Source organism: Amycolatopsis sp. FBCC-B4732 (genome assembly GCF_023008405.1).
Lineage (GTDB): Bacteria > Actinomycetota > Actinomycetes > Mycobacteriales > Pseudonocardiaceae > Amycolatopsis > Amycolatopsis pretoriensis_A.
The window spans coordinates 4,957,211-4,975,380 of sequence record NZ_CP095376.1 but is presented as its reverse complement, the minus strand read 5'-3'; the positions used below and the strand labels follow the sequence as shown (position 1 = coordinate 4,975,380).

Here is an 18,170-nt window from a genome sequence, read left to right as displayed (position 1 = left end):
GGCCGGTCCGGGAGGGGTCAGGCGCGCGCCCACCGCTGGTTGGCCTGCCCGTTGCAGGTCCACAGGAGCACGCGGGTCCCGTTGGCGGTGGCCGCGCCTTCGGCGTCCAGGCAGAGCCCCGACTGACCGTTGCGGATCGTCCCGTCCTGGGCGAACGTCCACTTCTGGTCGTCCTGCCCGGTGCACGGCCGGCTGAGCACGCGGGCGCCGCTGGTGGTGCCGGCGAGGCACTTGTCGCCGAACACGCGGACCTCACCGGTGTCCCAGGTGGTCCAGAGCTGGTTCGCCGCGGTCTGGCAGTCCCAGATCACCGTGCCCGCGCCGGCGGCCGTCGAGGCGTTCTCGACGTCGAGGCAGCGGCCCGATCCCGTGCCCCGCAACCGGGACGTCGTGGCGGCCCGCGGGGAACCGCCGGACACCCGGTAGGCGGCGATCCCGTGCGCCGGCACGCTCGCGCTGATCGCGCCGGTGGTCGTCGAGGTGGTGCCGGTCCACAGGTCGGTCAGGGTGAACGCGGTGCCGGACAGGCCGATCTGCGCGGCGGTCGTGCCGGCGGTCGTCGTCGCGCTCCCGCGGTTGAGCAGGCCGACCGCCACCGACCCGTCGGACAGGGGCTTGGCGAAGACCTCGACGTCGCCGTCGTCGCGCACCCGCCGGCCGCCGGCGCCGAGCCGGTCCTGGTCCACCGCCAGCAGCCGGGGGTTGCGCAGGATCGCCCCGACGTCGGCGGACATGGTGCGGATGTCGTTGCCCGCCATCAGCGGCGCGGCCATCAGGGCCCACAGGGCGAAGTGGGCCCGGGACTCGGTCAGCGACAGCCCGGGCCGGCCGACCACGAGCATGTCCGGGTCGTTCCAGTGCCCCGGACCGGCCTGCGCGGCCAGCGGGGCGGTGACGTCGAGGACGTTGCCCACACCCATCGGGTAGCTGTTGGTGTTGCCGTTCTGCCAGATGTCGAGCAGGTCTTCGGTGGTGCGCCAGAGATCGGCGACCTGGCCCCAGTCGTACTTGTCGCCGGTGATCGCGTGGTAGCTGTTGGGGTTGATGCTGTAGACGATCGGGCGGCCGGTGGCGCGCAGCGCGTCGCGCATCACGGTGAACCGGGCGACCTGCTCGTCGCGGGTCCCGGCGGGGGAGCACCAGTCGTACTTGAGGTAGTCGACACCCCACGACGCGAAGGTGCGGGCGTCCTGGGTCTCGTGGCCCGCGCTGCCGGTGGAGCCGGGGTAGGTGCCGGTCCGCTGGGCGCAGGTCCGGTCGGTCGGCACCTGGTAGATCCCGAACTTGAGGCCGCGGCTGTGGATGTAGTCGCCCAGCGCCTGCATTCCGCCGGGGAACTTCGACGGGCTGGCGCGCAGGGCACCCTGGCTGTCGCGCTGCGGGTCGAACCAGCAGTCGTCCACGACCACGTACTGGTAGCCCGCGTCCTTCATCCCCGAGGAGACCATCGCGTCGGCCGCTTGGCGGACCGCGCTTTCGCTGACCCCGCAGCCGAAGCTGTTCCAGCTGTTCCAGCCGAGCGGCGGGGTGAGCGCCGGGCTGCCGGGTGCGGCCGTGGCCGGTGGTGACCAGGCCGTGGCGGCCACCGCCACGGCGGTGAACAGGTACGCAATCCGTCGTCGCTTTCGTGCGGGCATCATCGTCCCTTTCCCGAGGGTCGGTTCGCGGTGTTCACCTTCGCCGGACGGTTCCGGACGGGGCAATACCCGGATTTCCCGACCTGGCAAGGTGTTCCGCCGAACGAACGGAAGTCGTGAAAGTTTCAGAACGACGGCGGGTTTGCTGTTAGCGTTAACTTCCGCATCGCCGCTCGATTCCGAGGAGGCTTTCCGACATGTCCTCGTTCAGCCGTCGCACCGTGCTGGGCCTGATCACCGTCAGCGGTGCCGCGGCGGCCGGCCTCCTGCGCGGCGGCACCGCCGGGGCCACGGCCGGGCCGGGCAGCTACACGCCCGCCTGGTCGTCGGTCGACCAGCACCCGCCCGCCGCGGAATGGTTCCAGGACGCCAAGTTCGGCATCTACTTCCACTGGGGCGTCTTCAGCGTGCCCGCGTTCGGCAACGAGTGGTACCCGCGCAACATGTGCGTCGGCGGCTCGGCGGAGAACAACCACCACAAAGCCGTGTACGGCGACCCGTCGGCGTGGCCGTACCACAACTTCGTCAACGGAGCCCGGGACAAGGCGGGCAACTGGGTCCAGTTCGCACCGAAGCTCAGGTCCGCGGGCGGGAACTTCGACCCCGCCGAATGGGCGCAGCTGTTCGCCGACGCCGGTGCCCGGTTCGCCGGGCCGGTCGCCGAACACCACGACGGCTTCTCGATGTGGAACAGCGCCGTCAACGAGTGGAACTCGGTCGCCAAGGGGCCGCGGCTGGACCTGGTGCGGTTGCACGCCGACGCGATCCGCGCCCGCGGCCTGAAGTTCATGGTGTCGCTGCACCACGCCTACCACTTCACCGGTTACTACGACCACGTTCCCGCGCAGTCGGACGCCGGTCTGCGCAAGCTGTACGGGCAGCTGGGGTCGGCGGCGGAAAACCAGCTGTGGTACGACAAACTCGCCGAAGTCGTCGACGGCTACCAGCCGGACCTGCTCTGGCAGGACTTCAACCTGCCCCGCGTCGACGAGTCGCGGCGGCTGAACTTCCTGGCGCACTACTACAACCAGGCCGTCGCGTGGAACAAGGACGTCGTCGCGACCTACAAGGACGGCTTCGACAACCGGGGCGAGGTCTTCGACTTCGAGCGCGGCGGGCCGGGGGACATCCAGAACCCGTACTGGCTGACCGACGACAGCATCTCCTCCTCCAGCTGGTGCTACACGACCGGCATCGGCTACTACTCGATGAAGGCGATGCTGCACGCGCTGATCGACCGCGTCAGCAAGAACGGCACCATGCTGCTGAACATCGCGCCGACGGCCGACGGCACCATCCCGGCCGGGCAGCGCACGATCCTGCTCGGCATCGGCGACTACCTCGGCCGCTTCGGCGAGTCGATCTACGCGACGCGCGCGTGGTCGGTCTACGGCGAAGGCCCGACGCAGATGGGCGGCGGGTCCTTCACCACGCCGCGCGAAGGCACCAACCGCGACATCCGGTTCACCCGGAGCAAGGACGGCACCGTCCTGTACGCCACGGTCCTGGGCTGGCCGGGCGCGACGCTCGACGTCACGACACTCGGCTCGAGCCGGATCGACCTCGCCTCGCTGAAGACGGTGCAGCTGCTCGGCACCACCGCCGGGTCCTACACCGACCTGCCCGACCGCACGCAGGACGGTTCCGGGCTGCACATCCGGATGCCGTCGTCCGGCGCGCCGTTCAGCGCCCCGGCGTACGTGGTGAAACTGACCTTCGCCGGCCAGATCCCCGGCCCGGCGACCACGGGCTGGGTGCGGATCGCGAACGCCACGACCGGGCTCGTGCTCGACAGCGGCGGCACCGTCGCGTCCGGATCGGTGCTCAAGCAGTGGTCCTACGACGGCTCCACCAACCTGCACTGGCAGCTGGTCGACCTCGGCACCGGGTACCACCGGATCGTCAACCGCACCAACGGGATGGTCGCCGACAGCGGCGGCCGCACCGGCAACGGCGTCAACGCCGTGCAGGCGGCCTGGACGGGGAGCGACAACCAGCAGTGGCGGCTGACCGGCACCGGCACCGGGCGCTACCAGATCGTCAACCGCGCCACCGGCACGGCACTCGACGGCGCGGGCAGCACCGCGGCCGGCTCGGCCGTCGTGTTGTGGGCACCGAACAGCAGCACCAACAACCAGTGGACCGTCACGGCCGTCTGAGCCCGTCCTCGACAGGAGAGAAAGACCATGCGCGGAAGGGTACGAGCGGCGATGGCCGCGGCCGTCGTCCTGGCGGCGGGACTGGTGGCCGCCGCACCGGCGGCGCAGGCCGCCACCTCGATCACCGTCAACGGGAGTTCGGCCGGCCGGACGTTCGACGGCGTCGGCGCGGTCAGCGGCGGCGGGGGCAACAGCAGGCTGCTGATCGACTACCCCGAGCCGCAGCGCGGCCAGATCCTGGACTACCTGTTCAAGCCCGGCTACGGCGCCGCCCTGCAGATCCTCAAGGTGGAAATGGGCGGGGACACCAACTCCACCAGTGGCGCCGAGCCCAGCCACGCCCACTTCCGCGGCGACCTCGACTGCAACCGCGGGTACGAGTGGTGGCTCATGGAACAGGCGAAGGCGCGCAACCCCGGTATCAAGCTCGTGGGCCTGCCCTGGGGCGCACCGGGCTGGATCGGCAACGGCACCTTCTTCTCCACCGACCTGACGGACTACTACCTGTCGTGGCTGGGGTGCGCCAAGCAGCACGGGCTCACCCTCGACTACCTCACGAGCGTCCAGAACGAGAAGCAGTGGAGCGCCGACTGGACCGTGACCCTCCGCAATGCCCTCAACGCCAACGGGTACAGCGCCGTCAAAGTCATCTCCGGTGACTCGTGGCCGGGGGACTGGGGACCGGCGAGCGCGATCTCGACGAACACGGCGTACCGCAACGCGACCGACGTGCTGAGTGCCCACTACACCTGCGGCTACCTCAGCGCGCAGACCTCCTGCAGCGTGCCGGCCAACGTCACCAACACCGGGAAGACGTTGTGGTCCAGCGAAAACGGCTCCCAGGACTACAACGACGGCGCCAAGCCGCTGGCCCGCGGGATCAACCGCGTCTACCTCGACGGCAAGATGACCGCCTACCTCAACTGGGACCTGATCGCCGCCGTCACGCCGAACATCCCGTGGCCGACCGTGGGGCTGGTCCTGGCCAACCAGCCGTGGTCGGGGTACTACTCGGTCGGCAAGGACGCCTGGGCGCTGGCACACACGACGCAGTTCACCGCGCCCGGCTGGAAGTATCTCGACTCCTCCAGCGGCTACCTCGGCGGCAACCGCGCCAACGGCAGCTACGTCTCGCTCAAGTCGCCGAACAACACCGACTACAGCACGGTCATCGAGACGATGGACGCCACGTCGGCCCAGACGCTGAACCTGAACGTCACCGGCGGCCTGTCCACCGGCCAGGTGCACGTGTGGGCGACCAACCTCAACTCGAACAACCCGGCCGACCACTTCGTGCACAGCACCGACATCACGCCGTCCGGCGGCGCCTTCTCGCTGAACGTCCAGCCCGGCTACCTCTACTCCATCACGACCACCACCGGTCAGGGCAAGGGCACGGCGGCCGGCGCGCCGCAGGGCTCGCTGAACCTGCCCTACAGCGACGACTTCGAGGGGTACGCGAAGGGCAAGGAAGCCAAGTACCTGATGGACATGGAGGGCGCGTTCGAGACCGCCGCCTGCGGTGCCGGCCGCGCGGGCACGTGCGTGCGCCAGGCCGCGACGCAGAAGACGATCCCGTGGAAGAAGTTCGTCGATCCCTACGCGCTGCTGGGCAACATCGCCTGGAGCAACTACACGCTCAGCACGGACGTGCTGCTGGAGAAATCCGGCTACGTCGAGCTGCTCGGCCGGGCCGGCTCTCAGGACACGGGCAACCAGGGCGCGCTGAACGCGTACTACTTCCGGGTGAGCGACACGGGCGCGTGGTCGATCCGGCGCAACAACACCAGCCAGCAGAACACGACCCTGCGCACCGGCACGACGGCCGCGCCCGGCACCGGCAGCTGGCACAAGCTGTCACTGGGCTTCTCCGGCAGCACCATCACCGCCTCCGTCGACGGCACCGTGCTCGGCACGATCACCGACAGCACCTTCCCGGCCGGCCAGGTCGGCATCGGCACGAGCGTGGGGGAGACCGCGCAGTTCGACAACCTCGCCGTCGCCGGCTCGGGCGGCGGGTCGACGTCCGTGCTGCGCAACACCGGATCCGGCCGCTGCCTGGACGTCCCCAACGTGTCGCAGACCAACGGCACGCAGGTGACGCTGTGGGACTGCAACGGCGGCGGCAACCAGCAGTGGACCCTCACCTCGGGCAAGCAGCTCCAGGTCTACGGGAGCAAGTGCCTCGACGCCGAGAGCCAGGGCACCACCGCCGGCACGCGGGCGATCATCTGGGACTGCACGGGCGGGGCCAACCAGCAGTGGAACGCCGCCGCCGACGGGACGATCACCGGCGTCCAATCCGGACTGTGCCTCACCCCGGGCGGCACCGGCAACAGCACACCGGTGACCCTGCAGACCTGCACCGGCGGCAGCGGCCAGAAGTGGACGCGGAGCTAGCCGCGTTCGCGGGGGTCGCCGGCCGGCGCGGGGTCGAGGTAGGGCCGCAGCCGCTCGGCCAGCGACGCCCGGGTGGCCGGCGTCACCGCCGGACTCGCTCCGCTGGAGCGCCGTCCGGCGGCGATGTCGGCGACGAACCGCGCGACCGCGGCCGGGGCCGGCACGAGGTCTTCGCTGCCTTGGTGGGCGATGACGTCCGGGGCTTCGGTGGGTTCGGTCTCCACCGCGAGCGACCAGCCGCGCCGTTCGCTCCACACCAGCATGACGTCGTGGTCGGGCCGGTCGAGCCAGCGCCGGGGGAGCCCGAGGTAGGCGGTGGCGGTGTCGCTGATCTCGACCGTGGTGCTTTCGGCCGGGATGCCGACCGCCTTCGCCACCGCGCCCACGTAGCGTCTCAGGCCGTGCTCGAGCGTCCGGATGTCGGGTTCGGGGTGCTCCATCCGGGTCACGCTAGAGGACGTCCGATCAGTTTGCCGCGCGGTTTCCGCCGGGTGTGGGTGCATCAGCTGGCCGGGCCGCTCGTCACCGCATGCGTTCGGGAACGGTGTCGATGGTGTGCAGCAGCCGCACCGCGAGCGCCTGGCAGGCGGTTTCGGACAGGTCCGTGTTCTCCTTCAGCACGTCCTGCACGAGCTTGATCCGCAGGTCGTAACGGGAGACGAAAGCGACATCCGTGGTCATGGTCATTCCTTCACCGGTCCATCGTGCCCGCCGGCACGGTCGTGCCGGCGGGGTGCATCCCTCGGGGGCCGGTGGTCAGCGGCGGCCGGACGGGTCGTACGCCGCCTCACCGGAGCGCTGCCGCGGGGCGGGCTCGCTGCCGGGCGACGGCGTGTAGACCGGCTGGCGGAAGAGGCTGCCGTAGCGGTCCTCCTGGGGCACGGTGAGCGCTCCGGGGCGGGATTCTTCGGTGACGGGGTGGCTGAACAGCAAGCTGTCCATTGTGGAAGTGGTGATCGGGGTTTCCTTTCGTGGACGCCGGTGTGAGCGGCGTGGTTCAGGCGGGCTGCGGTGTGCGGCCGCTCGCCGCGTCCGCGAGGACGCGTTCCGCGGTCTCCGGGCCGGTTTCCGGCGGGACCACCGCCAGCGTCAGCCGCTTGCGGTTCCAGCCGATCACGGTGAGGCTGCCGGCCGCTTGCGACCGGAACCCTTCGAGCCGGACGACACCCTCGTCGAAGGCGAGCCGGCGGTGTGGTGCCGGCCACTCCTCGAGGTGGTAGGTGACCCGGTCGATCCGGCCCAGCCGCTCGGTCACCGCGCCGAGCAGCGTGGGCAGCTCGGCGGACAGGTCACGGGCGTGGGGCCACCAGGCGCCGTCGAAGCGCCCGGTCGCGGCCGTCGTCAGCCGCAAGCGTGCTTCGGAGGCCGGTGAAGCGGAGGGGGTGGTGTTCGGGCCCGACGGCATGTCGGTGCTCCCGCCTCCGGCCGGTGAACGACCGGATTGGGGCCGAGGACGGCGCAGGCTTGATCACTTGCGCACGAAATGCTCTCGGACACCACTGAGCGTACACGACGTCTTCGCGGGGTCGGTATGGTGTGGGCTCGGTGCGCGGTCATCGCGCGACGAAGAGGAGCTCGGAGTGACCGACATCGACGCGCAGACCGGCGACTGGGAGGCCGATCGGGCAGCGTTCGGCGCGGAACCGGCCGGTGACGGGTGGGACCGCTGCGGCGTCGACACCGACGGGCCGCTCGCGCGGCGGTTCGGTGCGCTCGCCGCCGTCCTGCTCGAAGCCGGCTCCCTGCACGAGGCGATGGAACGCGTGGTTTCCGCGGCCCTGCGGATCGTTCCCGGTGCCGATCTGGTCAGCATCACCATGCGCTCGGCCGACGGCGGGTTCCACACCCCGGTCCGGACCGGGGAAGCGGCCGAGGAGCTGGACCGGATCCAGTACCGGACCGGCCAGGGGCCCTGTCTGGAAGCGGCCCGCCAGGAGGGGCCCGGGCACTGCCTCACGAACGACCTGGCCGGCTCGGCGGCGTTCCCCGAGTTCGGCACGCGAGCCGCGCGGCTGGGGTTCGGGTCGTTGCTGGCGACGACGCTGCTGCCGGACCGCAAGGCCGAGCTGCCGCCGGGTGCGATCAACCTCTACAGCCGGCGCACGGGCGCGTTCGGCGACGAGGCCGTGAACCACGCGCTGGTCCTGTCGTCCCACGCCTCGCTGGCGCTGGCCGGGTCGGCCGCGCACACCGCGGCCGCGCTGCGGGAGCGGAACCTGCGCCGGGCGATCGACAGCCGGGACGTGATCGGCCAGGCCAAGGGCATCCTGATGCACCGCCGCGGGGTGTCCGCCGACGAGGCGTTCGACATCCTGCGCCGCACGTCGCAGGACCTCAACGTCAAGCTGGCCGAGCTCGCGCAGACGCTGACCGAGCGGCACCACGAACTCGAGGACTGAGCCGCCACGGCCGCCGGGGGAGCCGAACAGCGCAATGGCTGCCCCCGAATGGTGTGAATCCTTTTCGGGATGGGTAGTCAGGCGCCAAGTCCGGTCTTCTGCGCGCGGAAGACAGGACCAGGTTCCGCCGGTCCAGACCTCGGGCCGGCGGAACCGCCCGGCTCACCCCGTTCGCCGGGCCACTGTGGACTTCGTGGTGGGGCCGGGGAAGTTCACTCGCCGGCGCGGAGTTCGGTGTTGATGCGCTGGGCCTCGTGGAGCTGGTCTTCGAGGCTGATGATGCGGCAGGCGGCCTCGATCGGGGTGCCCTGGTCGACCAGTTCCCGCGCGCGGGCCGCGACGCGCAGCTGGTGGCGGGAGTAGCGGCGGTGCCCGCCGGCGGACCGCAGCGGGGTGATCAGGCCGGCTTCGCCGAGGCTGCGCAGGAACCCTTGGGTGGTGCCGAGCATGTCGGCGGCGCGGCCCATGGTGTAGGCGGGGTAGTGCTCGTCGTCGAACTTGTCGGCCGCGCTGGGCGTGGCCGGTCCTTCTTGGTCAGGGATCACTCGGCCTCCACGGCACACGAAGGACCCCGGGTGCCGTGCACGGCACCCGGGGTCCTCAAGGGTTGGGTTTCACCATTGTCCGCCGGCGCGACCGCCGGCTTCCTGCACCCGCGTCCGGCGCATCGCCGGAACCAGCGGGGATCGCTCATTCGTGACCGAGCACCACCTCCGAACTCGATGGAACCACGGCACCCGCGCGGCGCTACCAGCCCGCTGCGGGCGATCCCATGATGCTCCCGTTCCCTTCTTTCCGGTGTTTTCCACTTACTCGGTACCACCGCGGACGCCACGTGCCGGGAACCCTTCCACTGATCGGTCCCAGCACGCTCACGCCGCTGGTCACTGCCCGGAGCCCCGTTCACCGATCGGCTCCGGCCACCTGACCGGTCCTGCAACTGCACTGACAACTACCACTGACTGCAACTGCTGATCCTCGCGAGCGCAGGTGCTCCGCTCGCGTCTTGCCTCACTCGCGGGTAGTTACGTCGTCTCCCGCGCCGCTTGACGTTGTCTCTCTTCGTACAAGGAGAACGCTACACCCACCCGCCGTTGAATGTCTACTTCGGCGGGCATAGATTTTCTGGAGCATCTCGGACCGGCGCGGGGGAAGGGCGTAGCACCATGAGTGATCAGGTCTTCCGGGATTCGTTCGGTGAGCGGTATCGCCTGGACGGGGTTCGTGACCTGGACGAGTACGCCGAAGCGCTGAAGCAGCTGCTGATCCGGGGACGGCGGGAGCGGTGCGTGGCGCTGGTGTCGGAGGCCGAGGCCTACGCCGCGGCGGAACTGCTCGGGCAGTTCGCGCAGCTCGACCCGCACGCCACGATGAACCAGCTGGCCGCGTCGCTGGCCAGCCGGATCTACAGCCGGCTCGGCGCCTGAGGCACCTCGCGGGGCGGCTGTGTCTCCACGGTGGACGCACGGGGTGCCGCAACTGGTTCGGGGCCGGTCTCGCGCCGGGGTCCGGCGGCGGGTTTACCTTGCGGGGCGGCTGTGCTTCCACGGTGGGCGCACCGGGCATGGCAGCTGGCTCGGGGCCGGTTCCGCGCCCGGGTCCGGCGGCGGGATCACCTCGTCGGCAGCGCCTTGCGGGGCGGCTGTGTCTCCACAGTGGACGTGTCGGGCACCGCAGCTGACTCGGTCTCGCGCCGGGCTCCGGCGGCGGGATCACCTTACCGGCAGTACCTCGCGGGGCGGCTGTGCTTCCACAGTGGACGTATCGGGTACGGCGGCTGATTCGAGGCCGGTTCCGCGGCGGGATCACCTCGCCGGCAGCACCTCGCGGCCCGGCTGTGTCTCCACCGTGGGCGCACCGGGCACGGCAGCTGGCTCGGGTCCGATCTCGCGCCCGGGGTCCGGCGGCGCGATCACCCCGCCGGCAGCAGCTCGCGGGGCGGAGAGCTCTCGTTCGCGGGCGAGCGGGGCTGCCGGGCCGGCGGGGGCGCGGCGGTGACGGCGGCGAGTACGGCGTCGGCGTCGAGGTCCGGGCGCCACAGCTGCATCCCGACGACGTGGGCGAGCCGGCGGCGCCGGTGCTGGTCGGTGTCGGTGAGTGCGACGCCGGTCGGGCGGCCGCGCTTGACCGCGTGGACCGCGCGGGTGACGAGGATGGCTTCCTGGCGGGTGGTGCCGAGTTCGGCTGCCGCGGCGAAGATCGTTTCGGCCGCGGCCGCGGCCGACGCGGTGTCGGTCATCGGGCTTTCACGCGGCGGTGAGGTGCGGGCGCGGGCGGTCCGGTTCGTCGGCCAGGACGTGCTCGGCGCGGGCCAGGTAGTCGTCGACGGCCCGCAGCCGGGCGGCGACGCGTCGTTCGGCCGCGGCGGCCTGGTCCAGCACCTCCGCGGCCTGCCGGCGCGCGGTCGCGACGACGGTGCCCGCTTCGGCGCGGGCGAGTTCGAGCATCCGCCGGACGCGGTCGCCGAGCACGGCCGGGTCCGCCGGGGAGCGCAGGGCGTGGTCGAGCCGGGCGCGGAGCCCGGCGTTCTCGGCGCGGACGGTTTCGAGGCGGCGGGCCAGGTTTTCGGCTTCGGCGACGGCGGCGTCGCGGTCCAGGGTGAGCACCCGGATTTCGTCGTGCAGTTCGGCGAGGTGCTGGTCGACCTGTTCGCGGTCGTAGCCGCGCATGGTGAGCGCGAAGCTGGTCGGCAGGGGGAGCGTGCCGGTGGTCATCGGGCCCTCCCGGTGCGCAGCAGCGCTTCGAGCTCGGCCAGGTCGCCGGCGGCGCGGAGGCCCGGCGGGTCGAGCCGTCCGACGCGGTGGTCGTCCTCGCGCAAGGCCGTGACGAACCGGGCGACCGCCGCGGCCGCGGGGGTGACGGTCGGGCCGCCGAGGTAGCGGATGACGATGAGGTCTTCCCCGGAGTGGGTCTCGATCGCGGCGGACCAGCCGTGGGCCTCGTCCCAGAGCAGGGCGACGTCGCGGCCGGGGTAACCGGGCAGGCGCTCGTCGAGGGCGATGTAGGCGGAGACCGGGGTGTCGTGGTCGACCGTGCAGGACTCGAGGCCGATCCCGAGCGCGCGGGTGACCTCGTCGAGGTAGCCGCGCAGGGCGGCGAGGGCGGGGTGGGGGTGGCCGGTCGTGGTGTGCAGCGATGCGGTCACGGGTGCGGATGCCTTTCTCGTGCGACTGCCCCGGGGGCGGGACCGGCTCGGGGTTACCGGTCCCGCCCCCGGGGCAGGGACCTGTCAGGCCTGGATTTCCTTGCGGTCGCCCGAAGTGCCGGCGATGTCGATGCGCCGCGGCTTGGCCTTCTCGGCGATCGGGATGCGCAGGGTCAGCACGCCGGCTTCGTAGCCGGCGGTGATGTGGTCGGTGTCGAGGGTGTCGCCGAGGAACAGCTGGCGGGAGAACACGCCGAGGGGCCGTTCGGAGACCTGCATCTGGACGTCGCCGCCGGGGAGGGGCCGCCGTTCGGCCTTGACGGTCAGGACGTTGCGTTCGACGTCGAGCTCGATGGCCTCGGGGGTGACGCCGGGCAGGTCGAAGCAGACGACGAACTCCTCGCCGTCGCGGTAGGCGTCCATCGGCATCGCGGCCGGCTTGGACCAGGTTCCGGGGCCGTTGAAGACCTGCTGGGCGAAGCGGTCGAACTCACGGAACGGGTCGGTGCGCATCAACATGGGTTCCACCTCCTGGGTTTCGCTGATCTGGTGTCAACACGCACCACTGTTCTAACATGTCGTCTAAAGGATGACAAGTACTGCGTCGTCGAAGGGATGACTTTTATGGAGAGGGACCCGGCTGAGGGCGTCCGAGGTGTGCACGAAGCCGTGCTGGCGGCCCGGCGTGGCACCGGCCTGCCCCCGGAACGGTGGCTGGCCGCGCTGACCGAACTGCGGGCGCTGCGGGAGCAGCTCGGCGCGTGGGAGCCGGAGCTGATCGCGGCGGCGCGGGACGGCGGCACGAGCTGGGCCGCCCTCGCCCCGGCGCTGGGTGTGGCGAGCCGGCAGGCCGCGGAACGGCGGTTCCTGCGGCTGCGGCCGTCTTCGACGGGGGAGAAGACCGGCGAGGCGCGCGTCGTCGCCGAGCGCGACCGGCGTGCGGGTGACCGCGCGGTCGCGGACTGGGCGCGGCGCAATTCGGCGGTGCTGCGGCAGCTGGCCGGTCAGGTCAGCGCGCTCGACGGCTTGGACGCGGCGGCCCGGGAAGGCGCCGAGCGGCTGGGTGCGGCGCTCGGCGACAACGACGTCACCAGCCTGCTGTCGCCGTTGGAAGCGGTCCGCGCGCGCCTGCCGCACGAGCACGCGGGCCTGGCCGACCGGCTGGGCGTGATCCGCGAGCGCACCGAGCAGCTGCGCCGGGAAGCGGCCGGAAGCCGCCGCGACCGGACCGGCTGACGGCCGCCGCACCGCGCGCTGCGCCGTCCGGGCGGTGCGGGGGTTGACCCGCCTCGATCGGGGAACCCGGCAGCGGTCGTCTTCAGCTGCGAGGACAAGAGCGAAAAGGTGGTGTCGGCCATGGCCGAGCGGGCAGCCGGTCCGGCCGCTTCACGACCGTGGTCGTGGAACCTGCGCGGTACGTCGGCACCGGTGCTGGTCGAAGTCCGCCGGTGGGCTTCCCGCACGCTGGTCCTGGTCGACGACACGCACCTCGGCGACGTGCTGCTGGTGGTCACGGAGCTGGTGACGAACGCCTACGACCACGGCCGCGGTCCGCTGGAGGTCCGGATGGACTACGCCCCCGGCCCCTGCCGGGTGCGGATCGAGGTCGACGACAACAGCCTCGACCACCCCGTTCTCAGGGTGGCTTCGCCGCACGGGCGGCGAGGTCGCGGCATGGTGCTCGTGGACAAGCTCGCCGCGGGCTGGGGCGTCTCGGAGAACCGCGCGGCCGGCGGCAAGACGGTGTGGGCCGAGGTGACCTGCGACGGGGCCGGCGCCGTCCGGTGTGCCGCGGCCGCCTCTCGTACCGCCCGCTAGCGGGGGCGGGGTCCACGCGTTCACCGCACCAGGCCGCTGTCCGGTGCCGGCGGGCACCGGTCCGCACGTCCGGAAGTGGCGGCGGTGCGCTGGTAAGCGGCGGCGAACCGGCCGGCGACCTCGTGGATGCCGAAGCGCCGTGCGACGGTCTCCCGGCCGGCGGCCGCGGCCGCCCGTGCTCGTGCCGGGTCGCCGGCCGCGCCGCGGACGAAGGCCGTGAGGGCGTCGCCGAACGTCCCGAGGTCCGCCGTGTCGGCGAGCAGGCCGTTGCGGCCGTGGTCGATGTAGTGGCCGAGACCGCCGCGACGGGGGCCGAGGACGAGCAGCCCCGCGTCCATCGCTTCGAGCACGGCGATGCCGAACTCCTCCTTGCGGCTGGGGCAGGCGTAGAGGTGCGGTGTCGAAGCGGGCAGCAGGCGGGTGAGCCCGTGCTCGAGCAGCCGCACGTCCTCGTTGCTCAACGCCGCCAGCACCGCCAGGCGGCCCGCGGCGTCCGGGTGGTCGTCCGCCAGCTGCCGGATGCGGTCCAGGATCCGGGCTTCGTCGCCGGTCGGGTCGGCCGGGTCGCCGCCGACGAGCACGAGCGCGCTCTCCCGGTACAAGCCGCGGGCCAGCCAGGCTTCGACGAGCAGGTCCTGCTGCTTGACCGGGTGCAGCCGGCCGACGGACAGCACGACCGGCACGCCCCGGGCTTCGGGCGCGAGCCGGGGGAGCCCGGAGCCGGCGGCGAACAGGGACGCGATCAGCTGCTGCTGGCGTGCCTCGGCGGCGGCCGTCGGGGAGAGCACGGGGATGCCTTCGGCCAGTGACTCCGGTTCCGGGTGATCCCGCAGCCGGGGGAAGTAGGCGGTGAGTTCGCCGTCCGGGCGGCCGGGCAGGCCCAGCACGGTGTCGGCGGCGGCCACCAGCCGGTCGGCGGCCCACACCCGGTGCAGGTCGAACCGCGCGGAAGCCCGGTCGGCACCCGGGCCGGGCCGATGCCGCTCGGCGAGCGTGCGGTGCGGGTCGGCGGTGAGGGTGAACACGGTCCGCGAGCCCATCGCCCGGGCCGCGTCCGCGACCGCGGCGGATCCGTCGTCGGAATAGCGCACGTGGACGACGTCCGGCGTGCAGCCGGCGAGCCAGAGCAGGTGCCGGGCCAGGAACCCGATCGACGGCCGGTGCCGGGCGAGCTCCGCCTGGGCCGGTGCGCCGGGCGCGTCGACGGGCAGCCGGAGCACGACGTGCCCGCCGGTGCCGGCGTCGGCCAGGCTCTCCCGGCCGCGCAGCTGGTCGTGGCCGGCCAGGGTCAGCGTCACCACGCGCGCGATGCCGGGGTGCCGCGGCAACGCGCTCCCGAGGTGCCGCAGCAGCACGGTCAGCCCGCCGCTGGCCCCGGCTCCCGGCTGGTCGAAGGAGCCGAGCAGCATCGACTGCACGATGGTCAGCCCGCCGCGGTCCGGCGGCGGCACCGTCCACAACGGACTCCGGTGGCCGTGCCCGGACTGGCGGGCCAGGCACACCGCGGACAGCAGGCGCTCGTAGTCGTCCTCGGCCCCGGCGTGCGCTGCGCTCAGCGCTTCGGTCGCCTCGGGGGTGGCGTCGCACTGGGAGAGGTAGCGCCACGCGGCGTGCCGGCCGCCACGGTCGCGGGGGCCGGCGTCGAGCACTTCGGCCACCGGGAAGCAGCGGAAACCGTGTCGCTCGGCCAAATCCAGCACGAGCGCACGGCGTCGCGGTGACGCGTCGGCGAAGGCGGTGCGGATCGCCGTGGCCGCCGCCGCCCGGCCGTGTGCCGTGACCGCGTCGGCGAAGAGGTCGAGGACGACCGAGCCGGCCGTGGCGTCGAGCTGCGCGTCACCGGTCTCCGGCACCGCCTGCAGCACCGCGGCGGCGCGGGGCGGTCCGTCTCCGCGGCCGAGGGCGCGCAGGGCGGCGACCGCCTCGCCGGGATCGCGGTCGTCCGGTCGCGCACCGGCGTATTCCACGAGCGCGGGACCGGCGAAGCCCGGGTGGAACGCCCGCCGGACCGCTTCGATCCGGGACGGGCCAGCGTCGGGTGTCAGCGCCCGGAGCGCGGTGAGCGCGTCCACGCGGGTGGGGGTCCTGGTCTGCACGGTCACTGCGCTGCTCCAGCGGTCGGGCCGTAGGGTCGGCGGGGACGGGGGAGAGGGAGGGTTTCGGGATGGCCGCAGCGCGGGTCGTGGTGGTGAGCCCGCCGTTCGCTTCGCACGCACGTCCACTCGCGACGGTCGCCGCGGCGCTCGCGGCGGAGGGCGCGGAGGTGACGTTCGCCTGCGCGCCGGCGTTCGCGGAGCTGGCGGCCGAGCACGGGCTGCCGTTCGCGGCGCTTTCCTTCGGCGACAACGCGAACACCGGCATCGCCGAACGCACCCGCCAGGAGGCCGCCGGTGCGCGGCGGCTGGCCGAGTTCCTCGACGCCACCCGCGCCGGTGCGGTCCCCGCGCTGCTCGCGCAGGCCCGGCACCGGCGGGCGGACATGCTGCCCGACCCCGCGAGCGTGCTCGCCTCGGTCCGGTCGCTCGACGAGCGGCTGCGTCCCGGCTGGTACCTGATCGACCAGCTCGCCTACGCGGTCACCCTGGCGGTGTACGCGCTCGGCCGGCGCTGGGCCGCGTTCTGCCCGGGCCACCCCAGCTACGTCTTCGAAGGCGCGCACCGGTTCTTCGGGCTGCCGCCGTACTGGCCACGCGCGATCCGGCCGCCGCGCGAGGAACTGGACCGGCTGGTGGCCGAGGCCGGCGCCAACGACCGCACGTTCACCGGGTTGTTCGCCCGGTTCCTCGCGGAACACGCTCCGGGGCGGCCGGCCCCGGCGAGGGCGTTCGGGCTGACGTCGCCGGAGGCGGTGCTGTTCAACTACCCGGAGCTGCCGTGGCTGCCGGACCTCCCGGCGGGGCCGGCGCGGATCTTCGCCGGGCACTGCAGCGACGTCGGGCGGGCGCGGCTGCCGGGCGCTTGGGCCGAGCGGGTCACCAGGCTGACCGACGGCGGCCGGCGGAAGCTGGTCCTCGTGTCGTTCGGCACCTTCTTGTCCGCGCGGGACGACGTGCTGAGCACGGTCGTCCGGGGCCTGCTCGCCCTGCCCGGCGTGTCGGTCCTGGTCGCCGCGGGTGACCGCGCGCCCGGTCTGCGCGCGGAGTTCGACGGCGAGTCCTTCGTCGACGTCGCCGACCAGGTGCCCCAGCGCGCGCTGCTGCCGCAGGTCGCCGCCGTCGTGCACCACGGCGGCAACAACTCGTTCACCGAGTGCCTGGCCGCCGGGGTCCCCGCGCTCGCACTGCCGTTCTCCAGCGACCAGTTCGCGGTCGCCCACGACCTCGAACGCATCCCGGCCGGCCGGGTGCTCGATCCCCACCGCCTGACCCCGGACACGGTGACCCGGGCCGCCGCGGAGGTGCTGGCGACGGCTCACGAGGCGTCCGGCGCCGGGCACCGGCTCGTCGCCGGCCGAGGGCCGGGACGGGCCGCGCGCGAAGTGCTGACAGCCATGCAACGCTCTCCGATCATCGATGCAGAGACGATGCGAATCTAGGTCCGTGACGCTGTCGCTGCCGCGCAGGCCGACGACGTCCGTGCGTGGCCGGCTCGGTCAGCGCCGAGTTGCGGAGCCGAATTCGCAGGTAGAATGCGGAGAGTGCGGGCAGTCGAGCCGTGCGAACCGGCTCGGAAAAGCCGCCAGTTTGCATCGCAGTTGCATCGAACGTGCTCGCGGAGTGGAGGTAGCCTTGGCCGCAACGCCGCCCGTCGTCGCCGTACTCCGGGAACGGACCCGTGACGCCCTCTTCGCCCGGATCGCGGGCCCGGACGGTCCCCGCAACCGGACTCGCATCCACGAGTCACCCGGCCCGCGGTGGTTCGGCCCGGACAGCGCGATCCGCCGGGTGCACGGCGACACCGCGATGTTCGTCGGTGGTCTGCGCGCGCTGCTGCTGCAGTCGCTGCACCCGCTGGCGATGGCGGCGGTGGCCGCGCACTCCGGCTACCGCGGCGACCCGTGGGGCAGGCTGCAGCGAACCAGCACTTTCCTCGCCACGACGACGTTCGGCACGGCCGACGACGCCGCCCGCGCGGTCGCGGTCGTGCGGGCTGTGCACCGGCGGGTCCGCGGAACCGCCGCCGACGGGCGGCCCTACCGCGCGGACGACCCGCACCTGCTCACATGGGTGCACATCGCCGAGGTCGACAGCTTCCTGCGCGCCCACCAGCGCTACGGCGCACACCCGCTCGACCAGGCGGGCCAAGATCGCTACGTCGCCGAGACGGCCGTCATCGCCGGCAAGCTCGGCGTACCGGATCCACCGCTGACCGTGGCGGCGCTCGACGAACAGCTGGCGCAGTACCGCCTGGAGCTGCACGGCACCCGCGACGCCCGGCTGGCCGCACGTTTCTTGCTGGTCACCCCGCCGATCCCGTGGCCGGCGAAGCTCCCGTACGCGGCGTTGGCGGCGTCGGCGGTGGCGATGCTGCCGGGCTGGGCGCGCCCGGAGCTGCGGCTGCCCCACCTGCCGGTGGCCGAGGCCACCGTCGTGCGCGCCGCCGGGACGGGCCTGGTGAAGGCGGTGCGCTGGGTGATGACCGCACCGGAGCCGCCCGGACGGTCAGCCTGAGC

The 18,170-nt window shown here is 72.6% G+C and carries 19 protein-coding genes; 8 read left to right on the top strand and 11 right to left on the bottom strand.

Features of this window, described 5'->3' with window-relative positions:
- Positions 1-17: 17 nt before the first annotated feature.
- Positions 18-1,637 carry a ricin-type beta-trefoil lectin domain protein gene (locus MUY14_RS21230; RefSeq protein ID WP_247025193.1) on the bottom strand — a complete coding sequence of 540 codons (1,620 nt, stop codon included), beginning with the start codon at positions 1,635-1,637 and terminating at the stop codon, positions 18-20.
- 197 nt (positions 1,638-1,834) lie between these two features.
- Between MUY14_RS21230 and MUY14_RS21225 the strand changes: the two genes are divergently transcribed.
- Together MUY14_RS21225 and MUY14_RS21220 are read left to right on the top strand one after the other, a co-directional pair.
- Positions 1,835-3,796: an alpha-L-fucosidase gene (locus tag MUY14_RS21225; protein ID WP_247024922.1), complete on the top strand. Its 1,962-nt coding sequence runs from the start codon at positions 1,835-1,837 to the stop codon at positions 3,794-3,796.
- Positions 3,797-3,823: 27 nt separating this feature from the next.
- Positions 3,824-6,196, top strand: a complete 2,373-nt coding sequence (locus MUY14_RS21220; RefSeq protein WP_247024921.1) for a ricin-type beta-trefoil lectin domain protein — start codon at positions 3,824-3,826, stop codon at positions 6,194-6,196.
- Here MUY14_RS21220 and MUY14_RS21215 read toward each other — a convergent pair.
- The 4 genes from MUY14_RS21215 to MUY14_RS21200 form a co-directional block, all read right to left on the bottom strand.
- On the bottom strand, positions 6,193-6,636 hold the full coding sequence (locus MUY14_RS21215; RefSeq protein WP_247024920.1) for a DUF6292 family protein: 444 nt from the start codon (positions 6,634-6,636) through the stop codon (positions 6,193-6,195). The genes MUY14_RS21220 and MUY14_RS21215 overlap by 4 nt on opposite strands.
- 82 nt (positions 6,637-6,718) lie before the next feature.
- The gene (locus tag MUY14_RS21210) at positions 6,719-6,877 is read right to left on the bottom strand and encodes a DUF6307 family protein (RefSeq protein ID WP_247024919.1); all 159 of its coding nucleotides are present in this window, start codon (positions 6,875-6,877) and stop codon (positions 6,719-6,721) included.
- Between the two features lie 75 nt (positions 6,878-6,952).
- On the bottom strand, positions 6,953-7,138 hold the full coding sequence (locus tag MUY14_RS21205) for a hypothetical protein (protein ID WP_247024918.1): 186 nt from the start codon (positions 7,136-7,138) through the stop codon (positions 6,953-6,955).
- Between the two features lie 55 nt (positions 7,139-7,193).
- Positions 7,194-7,601 (bottom strand): DUF5994 family protein, encoded by a 408-nt coding sequence (locus MUY14_RS21200; RefSeq protein WP_247024917.1) that lies wholly within the window; start codon positions 7,599-7,601, stop codon positions 7,194-7,196.
- Positions 7,602-7,776: 175 nt separating this feature from the next.
- On the opposite strand from MUY14_RS21200, the gene MUY14_RS21195 reads away from it, so the two are divergent.
- Positions 7,777-8,595, top strand: a complete 819-nt coding sequence (locus tag MUY14_RS21195) for a GAF and ANTAR domain-containing protein (RefSeq protein ID WP_247024916.1) — start codon at positions 7,777-7,779, stop codon at positions 8,593-8,595.
- Between the two features lie 212 nt (positions 8,596-8,807).
- Here the strand turns inward: MUY14_RS21195 and MUY14_RS21190 are convergent, their stop codons facing one another.
- On the bottom strand, positions 8,808-9,140 hold the full coding sequence (locus MUY14_RS21190; protein WP_247024915.1) for a helix-turn-helix domain-containing protein: 333 nt from the start codon (positions 9,138-9,140) through the stop codon (positions 8,808-8,810).
- A 621-nt stretch (positions 9,141-9,761) separates the two neighbouring features.
- Here MUY14_RS21190 and MUY14_RS21185 point away from each other — a divergent pair.
- Positions 9,762-10,022 (top strand): hypothetical protein, encoded by a 261-nt coding sequence (locus MUY14_RS21185; RefSeq protein WP_247024914.1) that lies wholly within the window; start codon positions 9,762-9,764, stop codon positions 10,020-10,022.
- 485 nt (positions 10,023-10,507) lie between these two features.
- On the opposite strand, the gene MUY14_RS21180 is transcribed toward MUY14_RS21185, so the two are convergent.
- The 4 genes from MUY14_RS21180 to MUY14_RS21165 all read right to left on the bottom strand — a co-directional run bounded on the left by MUY14_RS21180 (position 10,508) and on the right by MUY14_RS21165 (position 12,259).
- Positions 10,508-10,834, bottom strand: coding sequence for a hypothetical protein (locus MUY14_RS21180; RefSeq protein WP_247024913.1), 327 nt, complete (start codon positions 10,832-10,834; stop codon positions 10,508-10,510).
- Positions 10,835-10,841: 7 nt separating this feature from the next.
- Positions 10,842-11,309 carry a DivIVA domain-containing protein gene (locus MUY14_RS21175; RefSeq protein ID WP_247024912.1) on the bottom strand — a complete coding sequence of 156 codons (468 nt, stop codon included), beginning with the start codon at positions 11,307-11,309 and terminating at the stop codon, positions 10,842-10,844.
- Complete coding sequence (locus MUY14_RS21170; RefSeq protein ID WP_247024911.1) at positions 11,306-11,740, bottom strand: DUF6292 family protein; 435 nt, start codon at positions 11,738-11,740, stop codon at positions 11,306-11,308. The genes MUY14_RS21175 and MUY14_RS21170 overlap by 4 nt, the downstream gene beginning before the upstream one ends.
- An 84-nt stretch (positions 11,741-11,824) precedes the next feature.
- Positions 11,825-12,259 carry an Hsp20/alpha crystallin family protein gene (locus MUY14_RS21165; protein WP_247024910.1) on the bottom strand — a complete coding sequence of 145 codons (435 nt, stop codon included), beginning with the start codon at positions 12,257-12,259 and terminating at the stop codon, positions 11,825-11,827.
- Positions 12,260-12,364: 105 nt separating this feature from the next.
- On the opposite strand from MUY14_RS21165, the gene MUY14_RS21160 reads away from it, so the two are divergent.
- The gene (locus tag MUY14_RS21160; protein WP_247024909.1) at positions 12,365-12,976 is read left to right on the top strand and encodes an HSP18 transcriptional regulator; all 612 of its coding nucleotides are present in this window, start codon (positions 12,365-12,367) and stop codon (positions 12,974-12,976) included.
- 120 nt (positions 12,977-13,096) lie between these two features.
- Complete coding sequence (locus MUY14_RS21155) at positions 13,097-13,558, top strand: ATP-binding protein (RefSeq protein ID WP_247024908.1); 462 nt, start codon at positions 13,097-13,099, stop codon at positions 13,556-13,558.
- A 20-nt stretch (positions 13,559-13,578) separates the two neighbouring features.
- On the opposite strand, the gene MUY14_RS21150 is transcribed toward MUY14_RS21155, so the two are convergent.
- On the bottom strand, positions 13,579-15,660 hold the full coding sequence (locus MUY14_RS21150) for a glycosyltransferase (RefSeq protein ID WP_247024907.1): 2,082 nt from the start codon (positions 15,658-15,660) through the stop codon (positions 13,579-13,581).
- A gap of 62 nt (positions 15,661-15,722) precedes the next feature.
- Here MUY14_RS21150 and MUY14_RS21145 point away from each other — a divergent pair, with 62 nt between their 5' ends.
- Together MUY14_RS21145 and MUY14_RS21140 are read left to right on the top strand one after the other, a co-directional pair.
- Entirely contained in the window at positions 15,723-17,093 is a 1,371-nt protein-coding gene (locus MUY14_RS21145) for a glycosyltransferase (protein WP_247024906.1), read from the top strand.
- Between the two features lie 193 nt (positions 17,094-17,286).
- Positions 17,287-18,168, top strand: a complete 882-nt coding sequence (locus MUY14_RS21140; protein ID WP_247024905.1) for an oxygenase MpaB family protein — start codon at positions 17,287-17,289, stop codon at positions 18,166-18,168.
- Positions 18,169-18,170: the final 2 nt, after the last annotated feature.